The sequence below is a fragment of the Neisseria sp. genome, from assembly GCF_030530745.1.
Taxonomy (GTDB): Bacteria; Pseudomonadota; Gammaproteobacteria; order Burkholderiales; family Neisseriaceae; genus Neisseria.
Genome location: NZ_JAUMUI010000001.1, coordinates 1 through 12,648, shown reverse-complemented (window position 1 = coordinate 12,648; position 12,648 = coordinate 1). Strand labels below are relative to the sequence as shown.

Annotated in this window: 9 protein-coding genes and 1 tRNA gene; 8 read left to right on the top strand and 2 right to left on the bottom strand. The window is 53.9% G+C overall.

The window, feature by feature from the left end:
* Positions 1-237: 237 nt before the first annotated feature.
* The 5 genes from Q3970_RS00050 (at position 238) to ilvC (ending at position 4,422) form a co-directional block, all read left to right on the top strand.
* Positions 238-313: transfer RNA gene (locus Q3970_RS00050), tRNA-Arg, on the top strand.
* 366 nt (positions 314-679) lie between these two features.
* Entirely contained in the window at positions 680-2,458 is a 1,779-nt protein-coding gene (gene ilvB, locus Q3970_RS00045; protein ID WP_303098578.1) for a biosynthetic-type acetolactate synthase large subunit, read from the top strand.
* Positions 2,458-2,949, top strand: a complete 492-nt coding sequence (gene ilvN, locus Q3970_RS00040) for an acetolactate synthase small subunit (protein ID WP_085365007.1) — start codon at positions 2,458-2,460, stop codon at positions 2,947-2,949. The genes ilvB and ilvN overlap by 1 nt, the downstream gene beginning before the upstream one ends.
* 119 nt (positions 2,950-3,068) lie before the next feature.
* On the top strand, positions 3,069-3,374 hold the full coding sequence (locus Q3970_RS00035) for a putative quinol monooxygenase (RefSeq protein WP_303098577.1): 306 nt from the start codon (positions 3,069-3,071) through the stop codon (positions 3,372-3,374).
* 34 nt (positions 3,375-3,408) lie between these two features.
* Positions 3,409-4,422 (top strand): ketol-acid reductoisomerase, encoded by a 1,014-nt coding sequence (gene ilvC, locus Q3970_RS00030; protein WP_303098576.1) that lies wholly within the window; start codon positions 3,409-3,411, stop codon positions 4,420-4,422.
* A 160-nt stretch (positions 4,423-4,582) separates the two neighbouring features.
* On the opposite strand, the gene Q3970_RS00025 is transcribed toward ilvC, so the two are convergent.
* Both Q3970_RS00025 and dapC read right to left on the bottom strand, forming a co-directional pair.
* Positions 4,583-5,206, bottom strand: a complete 624-nt coding sequence (locus Q3970_RS00025; RefSeq protein WP_303098575.1) for a Slam-dependent surface lipoprotein — start codon at positions 5,204-5,206, stop codon at positions 4,583-4,585.
* 336 nt (positions 5,207-5,542) lie between these two features.
* Complete coding sequence (gene dapC / locus Q3970_RS00020; protein ID WP_303098574.1) at positions 5,543-6,733, bottom strand: succinyldiaminopimelate transaminase; 1,191 nt, start codon at positions 6,731-6,733, stop codon at positions 5,543-5,545.
* Positions 6,734-7,185: 452 nt separating this feature from the next.
* Here dapC and Q3970_RS00015 point away from each other — a divergent pair, with 452 nt between their 5' ends.
* The 3 genes from Q3970_RS00015 to Q3970_RS00005 all read left to right on the top strand — a co-directional run bounded on the left by Q3970_RS00015 (position 7,186) and on the right by Q3970_RS00005 (position 12,466).
* On the top strand, positions 7,186-8,577 hold the full coding sequence (locus tag Q3970_RS00015; RefSeq protein WP_303098573.1) for an MFS transporter: 1,392 nt from the start codon (positions 7,186-7,188) through the stop codon (positions 8,575-8,577).
* A gap of 244 nt (positions 8,578-8,821) precedes the next feature.
* A complete protein-coding gene (locus tag Q3970_RS00010; RefSeq protein WP_303098572.1) occupies positions 8,822-10,354 on the top strand; it encodes a phospholipase D family protein in 1,533 nt (510 codons plus the stop codon).
* Between the two features lie 402 nt (positions 10,355-10,756).
* On the top strand, positions 10,757-12,466 hold the full coding sequence (locus Q3970_RS00005) for a transferrin-binding protein-like solute binding protein (protein WP_303098571.1): 1,710 nt from the start codon (positions 10,757-10,759) through the stop codon (positions 12,464-12,466).
* Positions 12,467-12,648 lie beyond the last annotated feature (182 nt).

Sequence of the window (12,648 nt, the reverse complement as noted above, 5' to 3'; positions counted from 1 at the left end):
TGTAACGATAAGGGATTGTAATTGTGTCGGTTTTGTTAATCGGCATTAACAATAATTTGCTGGATTATACTGAATTCGCAACAGCTTTCCAATCTTTAAGTTTAACCTTTCTCAAAAAAAAGCCGATTACTACATCTGCCTACATATTGCGGCAAGACTGTGCGGCCGACGCGGTATGGCGGAATATGAAATAATTTTGCCAAAGGCGGCGTTTTGCGTTAATCTACCAGTCTTTCCGCACCCATAGCTCAGTTGGAAGAGTGTCAGTTTCCGAAGCTGGAGGTCACAGGTTCGATCCCTGTTGGGTGCGCCAGTTTGATTATCGGGCAGTGCCGCGTGATGTGGTGCTGCCCGATTGGTTTTCAGGCCGTCTGAAAAGCGGTTTTTTTTGGCAATGACGATTTATTTTGTTGTAAATCAAATATTAAAATATATATGAATTTTTTCTGCTTTCAAATGAAAGTTTTTGTCTTGATTGGATAGGGTGTTTGGGTTATCTTGCAGGCTCTTTTACTTTGATAAACGCTCAAGCGTCTGAATCAATTGACTGGGCTGCTTGGCTGCCGCTGTTTTTCTGCAATGCGCGTACCCTAAACCGCTGCCTGCAGAAATTGCATTACAGGTGCTGTGGCGGAGCCGGCTTCCCCTATTGGTTTACACGCAGAAAAAAGAGGCAGATATGCAGTTGTCAGGTGCACAAATACTCGTGCAGAGTCTGAAGGCCGAGGGCGTGGAATACGTTTTCGGCTATCCCGGCGGCGCGGTTCTCGAAATCTACGACGCGCTTTTCCAGCTTAATAAGTTCAAACATATTTTAGTACGCCACGAGCAGGCCGCAGTACATGCCGCCGACGCCTACTCGCGCACCAGCGGCAAAGTGGGCGTGGCATTGGTAACATCCGGCCCCGGTGCCACCAATGCGCTTACCGGTATTGCCACGGCCTATTCGGATTCGGTTCCGTTGGTGGTGATTACCGGCCAGGTGGGTACGCCCGCCATCGGCACTGATGCGTTCCAAGAAGTGGATACCGTGGGCATCACCCGCCCGTGCGTGAAACATAACTTTTTGGTAACCGACATCAACGAATTGGCCGTTACCGTTAAAAAGGCGTTTCAAATCGCCGCCAGCGGCCGCCCCGGCCCGGTGGTGGTGGATATTCCAAAAGATGTTACCCAGGCGATGGCGAAATTCAGCTATCCGCAGGAAGATATCTTTATCCGCTCCTATCAGCCCGTTACGCAGGGACATACCGGTCAAATCAAAAAAGCCGTGCAGATGCTCGCTTCGGCCAAGCGCCCGCTGGTGTATTTCGGCGGCGGAGTGGTGCTTGGCAATGCGCATCAGGAACTTATCGACTTTGTGCGCCTGACCGGCGTACCGTGCACCGGCACGCTGATGGGCTTGGGCGCATACCCGGCCGGCGACCGCCAATATCTCGGCATGTTGGGTATGCACGGCACTTATGAGGCCAATTTGGCGATGCAGAATGCCGATGTGGTGGTGGCGGTCGGCGCGCGTTTCGACGACCGCGTGGTGTCGGTGCCTGCCAAGTTCTTGGAAAAAGCCAAAAAAATCATTCATATCGACATCGACCCCTCAAGCATCGCCAAGCGCGTTCGGGTGGATGTGCCGATTGTGGGCGATGTGAAAAACGTATTGGCCGAAATGACTTGCTTGTGGAAAAAGCAAGAGCTGGCGATTGCGCCCGCCTCCCTTGAAAAATGGTGGCAAACCCTTGAAGCATGGCGCAGCCGCAACTGTTTGTGGTTCGATAACGACGGCGAAATCATCAAGCCGCAATATGTGGTGCAGAAACTTGCCGAAGTTACCAATAATTCGGCCATCATCACCTCCGATGTGGGGCAGCACCAAATGTTTGCCGCACAATATTATCCGTTCAAGCGCCCGCGCCAATGGCTCAATTCGGGCGGTTTGGGCACGATGGGCGTAGGTTTGCCCTATGCGATGGGAGCCAAACTGGCTGCTCCCGATCAGGATGTGTTCTGCATCACCGGCGAAGGCTCGATCCAAATGAATATCCAAGAGCTTTCCACCTGCTTCCAATACCGTATTCCGGTTAACATCGTTACCCTCAACAACGGTTATCTGGGCATGGTTCGCCAATGGCAGGAACTTTATTACGGCAACCGCGAATCGGAAACCTATTTCGATTCGCTGCCCGATTTTGTGAAACTTTCCGAAGCCTACGGCCACGTCGGTATCCGCGTGGAGAAGAAATCTGACGTGGAAGGCGCGTTGCGCGAAGCGGTAAGGCTGAAAGACCGTTTGGTGTTCCTCGATTTCATTACCGACAAAAAGCAAAACGTGTTCCCGATGGTGGGCAACGGCAAAGGTTTGGATGAAATGGTGCTGCCGCCGCACATGCGCGAAACGCCTAAAGATTCCGATGTAAACGATGTGAAAGATCGTGATTACGACACAAGGAGCGTGCCATAATGCGACATATTTTATCTATCCTGATGGAAAACGAATCAGGCGCGATGAGCCGCGTGGTGGGCTTGTTTTCGGCCCGCGACTACAACATCGATTCATTGGCCGTGGCCGCCACCGAAGACAAAACCCTGTCGCGCATGACCATCGTTACCCACGGCGACGACACCGTGCTGGAGCAAATCACCAAGCAGCTCAACAAACTGGTTGAGGTGGTGAAAGTGGTTGATTTGAACGAAAGCCGTTTCGTCGAGCGCGAGCTGATGCTGGTGAAACTGCGCGCGCTGGGCAAAGACCGCGACGAATTCCTGCGCCTGACCGAAATCTACCGCGGCAGCGTGGTGGACGTTACCGACAAAACCTACACCGTCGAAATCACCGGCTCCAGCGACAAACTGGATTCGTTTTTAGAAACCGTAGGCAAAACCGCGATTCTCGAAACCGTGCGCACCGGTGCCGCAGGCATCGGCAGGGGCGAGCGGATTTTGAGAATTTAAACAGGTGTTTCAGACGGCCTAAGCATGCAGGTTCAAGGCCGTCCGAAACGCCGGAAACCTTTTCAGACGGCCTTTTAAAGATTAATTTGGCCGTCTGAAAAAACACTAAGGAAGCCGCCATGCAAACCGTTAAAATTGCCGCCACCATTGTTGTCAAACCCGAACACCGCCAAGAGCTGCTCGGCGTGTTTCAGCAACTGATACCGGCCAGCCGCCAAGAAGCAGGCAACCTGCGTTACGATCTGCATCAGGACATCGAAAACCCGAACCGCGTGGTGTTTTTCGAAATCTGGCAGTCGCAGGCAGCGGTGGACGGGCACGGCCGAAGCGCGCATTTCCAAAATTTTCTCAAAGCCATCGAAGGCAAAACCGAAAGCGTGGACATCGTGCTGATGCGCGATATTTCCGACAACGCCGACCGATAACTTTTTTCAAACATCCATCCCTAAAGGAAACAACATGCAAGTTTATTACGATAAAGACGCCGACCTCTCCCTCATCAAAGGCAAAACCGTGGCCATCGTCGGCTACGGCTCGCAAGGCCATGCCCATGCGGCCAACCTGAAAGATTCGGGCGTGAACGTGGTGATCGGCCTGCGTCAGGGCGGTTCGTGGAACAAGGCCGTTGCCGCCGGGCACGACGTGCGCAGCGTGGCCGATGCCGTCAAAGCCGCAGATGTGGTGATGATTCTGCTGCCCGACGAAAACCAACCCGTTGTCTATAAAAACGAAATTGCCCCTAACCTGAAAGACGGCGCCGCTTTGGCCTTTGCCCACGGTTTCAATATCCACTACAACCAAATCGTACCGCCGAAAAACGTTGATGTGATTATGGTTGCCCCCAAAGGCCCCGGCCACACCGTGCGCAGCGAATACCTCAAAGGCGGCGGTGTGCCTTCGCTGATTGCCGTTTATCAGGATAATTCCGGTAAAGCCCGCGACATCGCCCTCTCTTATGCGGCAGCCAACGGCGGCACCAAAGGCGGCGTGATTGAAACCAACTTCCGCGAAGAAACCGAAACCGACCTTTTCGGCGAACAGGCCGTATTGTGCGGCGGCGCGGTAGAGCTGGTGAAATGCGGTTTCGAAACCCTGGTTGAAGCCGGCTACGCCCCCGAAATGGCCTACTTCGAATGCCTGCACGAGCTGAAGCTGATTGTGGATCTGATGTATGAAGGCGGCATTGCCAACATGAACTATTCGATTTCCAACAACGCGGAATACGGCGAATACGTTACCGGCCCCGAAGTGATTACGCCGGCCACCAAAGAAGCGATGAAAAAAGCGCTCTACCGCATCCAAAGCGGTGAATACGCCAAAATGTTCATTCAGGAAGGCGCAACCAACTACGCCTCTATGACTGCACGCCGCCGTCTGAATGCCGACCACCAAATCGAAAAAGTGGGCGCCCAGCTGCGCAGCATGATGCCGTGGATTGCCAAAAACAAACTGGTTGATCTGGATAAAAACTAACCTGCATAAGGGCAGAAAACAAGCGGGTTGTTTAAACCGTTTGACTGCCGCCGTTTGAATACAGGCCGTCTGAAAGTTTTCAGACGGCCTGTATGTTTCGGAATACACGGTTCGGGCAGTGCCGGTTTCCGGAAACTGCCGCGATGCCGTGCAGACATCGTCAGTAACGTTTTCCGCCGAATGCGGTATCCAAGCTCGAATTGTTGCCGAATTTGACCACGCCTGCGGTTTCGGCGGCATTCGCACCAAACAAACCGCCTTCGTAACGCCCGCCGCTATTGCCCAACACACTGGCGCTGCCCGAATATTGGGCACCGCTTAAGCGGCCTTCGTGGAGGGTGATGTCGCGGCGCAGGCCGGGCATTTCGATTTTGCCGCTGACGGTTTTATTGCCGAAATCGACAGTAACGCGGCTGGTGCCGTCGGTGATGATATCGCCGGTAAGGCTGTCGTTGCGTACGGCATTGCCGTAATAGGTGGCCTTGCCTGAGTTGGGAATGTCTTTTTCCGGAGTTAAGGTGCCTTGGTAACGCAACTCCTGCACTTGGTTGCTGTTGTTAACCCATGCGCCGTAAAAAGACGAATCCTGATTCCAGCCGATCAGTTTGCCGTCGGTAGTCTGCCCGCCCACCAAGCCGTTATCGCTCAAATTCAAATTGATGCGGGTGCCGTCGGGTGTTTCGGCCGTACCGGAGCCGCTTCCGGCCACACCAGAACCGCCGCCGCCGCTTCCGCAGGCAGAAAGAAGAAGGGAAATGGTGCTGAGTAAGAAAAGTTTTTTCATAAGTGGATTCCTTTGTGTTTGTGGATAACAGCCGGTTCGGCCGTTAAAAAATTTTCTTATTTTTTTTCAATATGTTAATGCAAAACATTTTATGAAATAAAAATATCATTATGATTTTGTTATAAAAATAATCTGATTTAATCAGTTGGGAAATAGTTGCAGATTTGAAAATACGGGACGATTGGGAGGTTTGGAAAAGAAAACCGCCGGTTTTCAGACGGCCTCTATAGCATCGGCTGCTGTCTGTAACCCGGCGGTCGGTATAAAAATTATTGCATTTGGGCTGTATCGAAAATAACAGGGGCATAAAGCACCCTGTCCGGGTAAACGGCCGCTTTAGCGGCGGTATAGCGCCGCAATGGTTTGGGCCGCTTTAACGCAGGTTTCCACGTCGGCCACCAGCGCGATGCGCACATAACCCGCGCCCGGGTTGCCGTGTTCGGTGTCGCGGGCCAGAAAGCGGCCGGGCAGCACTTGGATGGCGGCCTGCTGCCACAGTGTTTTGGCAAAGGCCAAGTCGTCGCCGTCCGGCACTTTCAGCCAGATATAAAACGAAGCGTCGGGCAGGCGTACGTCGAAAACGGTTTGCAGGATAGGCAGCACTTTGTCGAATTTTTCCTGATACAGGCGGCGGTTTTCGATAACGTGGGCTTCGTCGTTCCAAGCGGCGGTGCTGGCGCGCTGTACGGGTATGCTCATGGCGCTGCCGTGATAGGTGCGGTAGAGCAGGAAGGCTTTGAGCAGTTCGGCATCGCCCGCTACGAAGCCGGAGCGCAGGCCGGGCACGTTGGAGCGTTTGGAAAGGCTGGTAAACATCACGATGCCTTTGTTGCCGCGCCCGAGCTGCTGCGCGGCCTGCAGGCCGCCGATGGGCTTGTTGCCGCCGAAATAGATTTCGGAATAGCATTCGTCGGAAGCGATAACGAAGCCGTACCGGTCTTGCAGGGCGAAGAGTTCCGCCCAGTCGCCAAGCTGCATTACGCTGCCGCTGGGGTTGTCGGGCGAGCACACGAACACCAGTTTGGTGCGCTGCCACACGGTTTCGGGCACTTGGCTCCAGTCGGGCAGAAAGCGCGGGGCGCGGCTGTCGGCAAAATGGATTTCGCCGCCGCCGAGCAGGGTGGCGCCTTCGTAAATCTGATAAAACGGATTGGGGCTGACGACGGCGGGTTTGAGGCCGTCTGAAACGTGTTCCAGCACCACTTGGGCAAACGAAAACAGCGCTTCGCGGCTGCCGAGCACGGGCAGGACTTCGGTTTCGGGGTCGAGCCGCAGGCCGTCGTAGCGGCGCGCCGCCCAGCCGGCACAGGCTTGGCGCAGTTCGGGCAGACCGGCGGAAAGCGGGTATTTTTCAAGTTCGGCCAAAGAGGCGGTGAGCGCGTCGGTAATCACGGCGGGGGTGGGGTGTTTGGGTTCGCCGATGTGCAGCGGAACGGGGGAGGTGCCGGCAGGCGCTTCCAGCCCGGCCATGGCTTCGCGCAAACGGGCGAAAGGGTAGGGTTTGAGGGTGTCGAGTAACGGGTTCATAAGCGGGGGGTCGGACGGCGTGATATGAAAAGAATGCGTATCTTAACATCAATCGCGCGGGGCGTGCGGTTGCAAGGGCGGAGCTCCGTCAGCAGTAAAGCCCGTCGGTTTGTTGAAGGCGGTCGAACGGTTATATAGCCAGTCAACTTAAGAAAAAAGTACACACGTCATACTCGGGCTTGACCCGAGTATCTTTTTGGATTTTAGAAGTTTTTTTTAAGAAAGTGAGATACCCGGGTCAAGCCCGGGCATGACGAAAACTGTTGTTAATAAGCTTGACTTATCTGTACCGCCTTCGGCTTGTTGCTTTGTGCCGGAAATTTAAGTGGATTCATATAGTAGTGCCATGAAAACACAAGCAAACCTTATATCAAGCCGTTGCGCTTTCGCGTACAATCCGGTTTCCGGAAAACGCCGCCCGTATGTTTTCAGACGGCCTATTTAACCGCTCTATGACCGCCCGATCCGCACCGTCAAAATATCTGCCCATGCTGCTGGCCGTTGCCATCTTCATGCAGATGCTCGATACCACCATACTCAACACCGCGCTGCCGAAAATGGCGGCCGGTTTGAACGAATCGCCGCTCAATATGCAGTCGGCGGTGATTGCTTATGTGCTGACGCTGGCGCTGCTGATACCTTTGAGCGGTTATCTGGTCGACCGTTTCGGCACGCGCAATGTGTTTGTTACCGCGATGGGGCTGTTTATGACCGGCTCGCTGCTGTGCGCCGCCGCGCCCAACCTGCCCATGCTGGTGCTGGCGCGGGTGGTGCAGGGGCTGGGCGGTTCGATGCTGGCGCCGGTGCCGCGCCTGACCCTGATGCGGGTGTATGAAAAATCCCAGCTGCTCAATGCCATCAATTATGCTGTGATGCCCGCACTAATCGGCCCGATATTGGGGCCGCTGGTGGGCGGCTATCTGGTGGAATATGCCAGCTGGCACTGGATTTTTCTGATTAACCTGCCCATCGGCGCATTGGGCATTTGGCTGGCTTTGAAGGTGATGCCCAACATTAAAGGCGAAAAAGGCCGCTTCGATATGGTGGGTTTTCTGCTGTTTGCCGCCGCAGCCTGTGCACTGAGTTTGTCGGTGGAAATCATCACACACCCCGGGGCATTGCTGTTTTCGGTGCTGCTGGCGGCGTTCGGAGCAGCGGCATTATGGCTTTACCGCGAACACGCCAAGCGCGACGAAGACCCGATTTACGCAGGCCACCTGCTCCAGGTGCGCACATTCCGCATCGGGCTGGGCGGAAACCTGGTCAGCCGCTTGGGCATCAGCTCGGCACCGTTTTTATTGGCGCTGATGTTTCAAGTGGCGTTCGGTTTCAGCGCCAGCCTGTCGGGCTGGCTGGTGGCGCCGATGGCGTTGGCCTCGCTGTTGGTGAAGCCGCTGATTAAACCGATTATGACCTGCTTCGGCTACCGCAAAGTGCTGATCGGCAACACCCGCATTCTCGGGCTGCTGATTGCGGCGGTAGCGCTGCCGCCTGCAAACGCCCCCCTGTGGGTGTGGGTGGCGCTGCTGTTCGGCATAGGCTTGTGCAATTCGATACAGTTTTCCGCCATGAACACGCTGACCATTGCCGATTTGCGCCCCTACCAAACCGGCAGCGGCAACAGCCTGATGGCGGTTAACCAGCAGCTTGCCATGGGTTTCGGCATCGCATTGGGCGCACTGATGCTGCAATGGTTCAGCCGCAGCAGCCTGACCGGCGGCAACCTGCACACCGCTTTCCGCTGCACCTTCGCCGCCGCCGGAGCGATTACCTTTGTTTCCGGCCTGATATTCGCCCGTTTGCACCGTTCAGACGGCCGAAATCTGGTTGAAGCAAAAAAGTAGGGTCTGTCGACGTGACCGGCGCAGCGGTTTTTTGAGGCAAAAACCGCGTATGCAAGGCAAAAAGCGCAGCAAGGTTGAATACCTTGCGAGCATTTTAGCTTCGCAAGTCCGCTACGCTACCTAACGCCGCAGATGGGGATTTTTGACCAAAAATACCGCCGTTGCGTTAATTGTTGACAGACCCTAGAATACCCCGCAACAAGAAAACCGTGTTCAGGCCGTTTGAACACCCACCTAAAAACGCATGAAACCGCACATCATTTTATTAACCCTGCCAGCCATCCTTACCGGTTGTATGAGCCTGCCTTCATTAGAAAACCGCACCGCCAGCCAATATCTCGACGTGCCTGCCTCGCCGCGCCTTGTTTCCGCGCTCACACCCGCCAAAGCAGGGCAGGCCGGGCCGGAGCCTGAAACCTCGGGCATTTATATGCTCGATGATGCGCACGATGCCTTTGTGGCGCGCGCCACCCTTATCGACTCTGCCGACCACACGCTCGACATACAATACTATATCTGGCACAAAGACGTATCAGGCAAAATCCTGTTCAACATGCTGCACCGTGCGGCCGAGCGCGGCGTGCGCGTGCGGCTTTTGCTCGACGACAACAACACCAACGGGCTCGACAACATACTAGCCGCGCTCGACAGCCACCCCAATATCGAAATCCGCCTGTTCAACCCGTTTCTTATGCGCAAATGGCGCGCGCTGGGCTACCTCACCGACTTTCCGCGCCTCAACCGCCGCATGCACAACAAATCGCTCACCGCCGACAACCACGCCACCATCGTCGGCGGGCGCAATATCGGCGACGAATATTTTAATGTCGGTGAAGACACCGCATTTGCCGATGTCGACATTCTCGCCACCGGCCGCGTTGTAACCGAAGTTTCCGAAGACTTCGACCGCTATTGGGCGAGCGAATCCTCATACCCCTTCAAAAGCATCGCCCGCCGGGCCGATGCGCAGAAAGGTGCGGCCGAACTCGAAATCAGCGACCGCGACCGCAGCACGGTGCTTGCACGCTACCACCGCGATTTGGAACAGTCGGCATTGTTTGAAGCCATTAAAACCAACAAAATCCAATGGCGGCATGTAAAAACCAAACTCGTCAGCGACGACCCCGCCAAAGCGCTCGACCGCGCCCGCGACAAACCGCAAATCAGCGACAAACTCGACGAAGCCCTAGGCTCGCCCGAAAAAGAAATCTATTTGGTATCGCCTTACTTCGTGCCCACCAAATCCGGCACCGAAGCCATTGCCGATTTGAAAAAACAAGGTGTTGACATCACCGTGCTCACCAATTCCCTGCAAGCCACCGACGTGGCCGCCGTGCATTCCGGCTATGCCAAATACCGCAAGCCCCTGCTTAAATCAGGTGTTGATTTATACGAACTCAAAGCCGTTCATGCCGTGCCCAAAACCAAAGACCGCGGCTTAACAGGCAGCTCGTCCACCAGCCTGCACGCCAAAACCTTTATCGTTGACCGGCAGCGCGTATTCGTCGGTTCGTTCAACCTCGACCCGCGTTCCGCACGGCTCAACACCGAAATGGGCGTGGTTATCGAAAGCCCGCCGCTGGCGCAGGATATGCAGCGCAGGCTGGCCGAAACCACCCCCGCATATGCCTACAAAGTTACCCTGGGCCGCCGCAACAAACTGCAATGGCAAGATCCGGAAGACGGCACCGTTTCCAAAAAAGAACCCGAAGCAGGCTTTTGGAAACGCATCACCGTAAAAATACTTTCCATTCTGCCGATAGAAGGATTGCTGTAAAAGCAACAGGCCGTCTGAAACTTTCAGACGGCCTGAAACCTTTGCAAGCCGATAAGGCCGTCTGAAATACCCAACCACCGTCATACTCGGGCCTGACCCGAGTATCTTTTTGTTTTTAGAGCGACGGGATAATCGCATTAAGCCGGAATACGATACGCAGGCCTCAAATTTTCACCCGCCGGAAAACCTCGTTCCGGCACCGCATCACCGTTTTGTTACCGGGGCAAAGCCCCGTTCAAATGTTGCAAAATAGATATATGTCCCAAAGCAAAACCTGTGTAACTGTTAATGACAATTGTGTTTAAACAAGCATTAATTTACAATTTCTCAAATTTGTTATGAATTGTAATTTCCGAAGGAAAACCTTTTCCGCCGGCCGAATCATTAACCTAAGGGGATACCATGTCTAAGAAAACAACCGTAAAACACATTGCGCTCACCATCGCCTGCGCCGCCGTTCTGGCCGCTTGCGGAGGCGGGGGAGGCGGTTCGACAAGCGCGGATTTGGTCGATAACGCCGTTGCCGCGCGCAACGTAATGAACATGATCGAAGCGCTGGACGAAGCTGCCGAAATCACACTTGAAGACAAGGCGAGCGTAGAGGCGGCCGCGCAAAGCTACAACCGCTTGAGCGACAGCCAGAAATCCTTAATCGGCAAAGATTTGAAAGACAAACTCCAAGAGGCGTTGGACGCACTGGCCGCAGCATCGGCTGCCGGCACGTCAACCGACGGCACCGTCAGCACTGTCGATACTTCCGAAATCAGCGACAACGACAGCCTGGCATCCCTGAACCTGCCTACCCCGCTGCACACGTCTTTTATTTCTTCATCGGCCGCACAGCAAAACAACCCGCATATGCAGCTGCGCACCGTTGACGGCGAGCCCGCTTTACGCAGCGATCAGGCAGGACTGATCCGCACGCTGGCTTCCAATCAAAACAGTGCAGTTGTAATCGACGCAGTTACTTTGAACAATACGACTACGGTAGACAATGCAACTGAAGTCAGCTTTACCACACCGTCTTCCGCTATCAGCAAAGCTTTTTCCGGTGGTACTTCAAATGAAGACATCAGCGCTCAAACAGGTGATGATCCGAATACCGTTTTTTCGAATGTCAAAACTTCTTTTGATGCCAGAATCGTAGAAAACTATCAAAAACTGGAAGCAGCAAAGAAAACGCTTGAAACGGCAGAAAAAAACTATGAGATAGCATTGGCGAATGCAGAGAAAAGCTATGATTCCGCTGTTGCAGAAGCAGACAGAGTATTGAACGAAGTGAAAGAAAAGGGAAATCAAGTAGAGATACAAGAAGCACAAGCCATTAGGGATATTGCGGTAGCGGAAGCAGAAAAGCAAAAAGAAGTTGTATTAGAGGAGCCTAAAAAAACTAAAGAGGAAGCTATTATTGAGAAAGAGAAAATTGAAGCCGCTTATAACAACGACAGGAAGTTGCGCAAAGAATTGTCGGACAAAACCACCGATGCGGTTTCAGCTTTGGCCTATTTCAAAAAAGACAAAAACGGCTTGGTGTTCGATAAAAAATTCGACGGCGTTTACATGATCCAGTTTGCCGACGGCACCCGCATCACCCTGCACGACCCTGCCGCCGCCGGTTGGACCTATCAGACTTTTGCCCATTATGTCGATCCGAAAAATGGTATCACACACGGTTATCAGAGCATCGGCGATGAAACCGCTGTAAGCGCCATGCCCACCAGCGGCACGGCAACTTATACCGGTATTACCACGGCTTACTTGGTTGAAACCGGTAAAGCTGACCGTCAGCTGACTGCCGATGTGAAAGCCGTGGCCGACTTTGCCAAAAAAGGTTTGCGTTTTGAAACCAGTAATGCACAGTTCCATGCTTTGAATAACGGCGTGCGCGTTTCGGAAGCGGCTGAAGGTTACAACATGAAAGGCTCGGCTTCATGGTCGGCCAACAGCAACAGCTTTACAGGCACTGCCGCCACGGCGGATAACCGGATGACGGGACAACTGTTGGGTAAATTCTATGGTGCGCAGGCTGCCGAAATCGGCGGCACCTACGGTTTGCAAAATGCCGGCAACACTCAGCAGCTTATCGGCGGTTACGGCGCCAAACGGCCGTAAGCCGGAATTCGAACCACGCTGAATCTGTAGAAAACAGGCCGTCTGAAAACAAATATGTTTTCAGACGGCCTTATATTCGTATTTCAACCGCCGCAATAGCGACCGCCTGATTCGCCTCATGCAGAGGTTGAGACCTTTGCAAAAATCCCAAAACTCCTCTAAATTCCCCCTAACGGATTCAG

What these genes read in the sequence shown, in the direction of transcription:
- ilvB (WP_303098578.1), top strand. Translation starts at nt 680, where the DNA reads ATGCAGTTGTCAGGTGCACAAATACTCGTGCAGAGTCTGAAGGCCGAG.
- Q3970_RS00035 (WP_303098577.1), top strand. Translation starts at nt 3,069, where the DNA reads ATGCAAACCGTTAAAATTGCCGCCACCATTGTTGTCAAACCCGAACAC.
- Q3970_RS00025 (WP_303098575.1), bottom strand. Translation starts at nt 5,206, where the DNA reads ATGAAAAAACTTTTCTTACTCAGCACCATTTCCCTTCTTCTTTCTGCC.
- Q3970_RS00015 (WP_303098573.1), top strand. Translation starts at nt 7,186, where the DNA reads ATGACCGCCCGATCCGCACCGTCAAAATATCTGCCCATGCTGCTGGCC.
- Q3970_RS00005 (WP_303098571.1), top strand. Translation starts at nt 10,757, where the DNA reads ATGTCTAAGAAAACAACCGTAAAACACATTGCGCTCACCATCGCCTGC.
- ilvC (WP_303098576.1), top strand. Translation starts at nt 3,409, where the DNA reads ATGCAAGTTTATTACGATAAAGACGCCGACCTCTCCCTCATCAAAGGC.
- Q3970_RS00010 (WP_303098572.1), top strand. Translation starts at nt 8,822, where the DNA reads ATGAAACCGCACATCATTTTATTAACCCTGCCAGCCATCCTTACCGGT.
- dapC (WP_303098574.1), bottom strand. Translation starts at nt 6,733, where the DNA reads ATGAACCCGTTACTCGACACCCTCAAACCCTACCCTTTCGCCCGTTTG.
- ilvN (WP_085365007.1), top strand. Translation starts at nt 2,458, where the DNA reads ATGCGACATATTTTATCTATCCTGATGGAAAACGAATCAGGCGCGATG.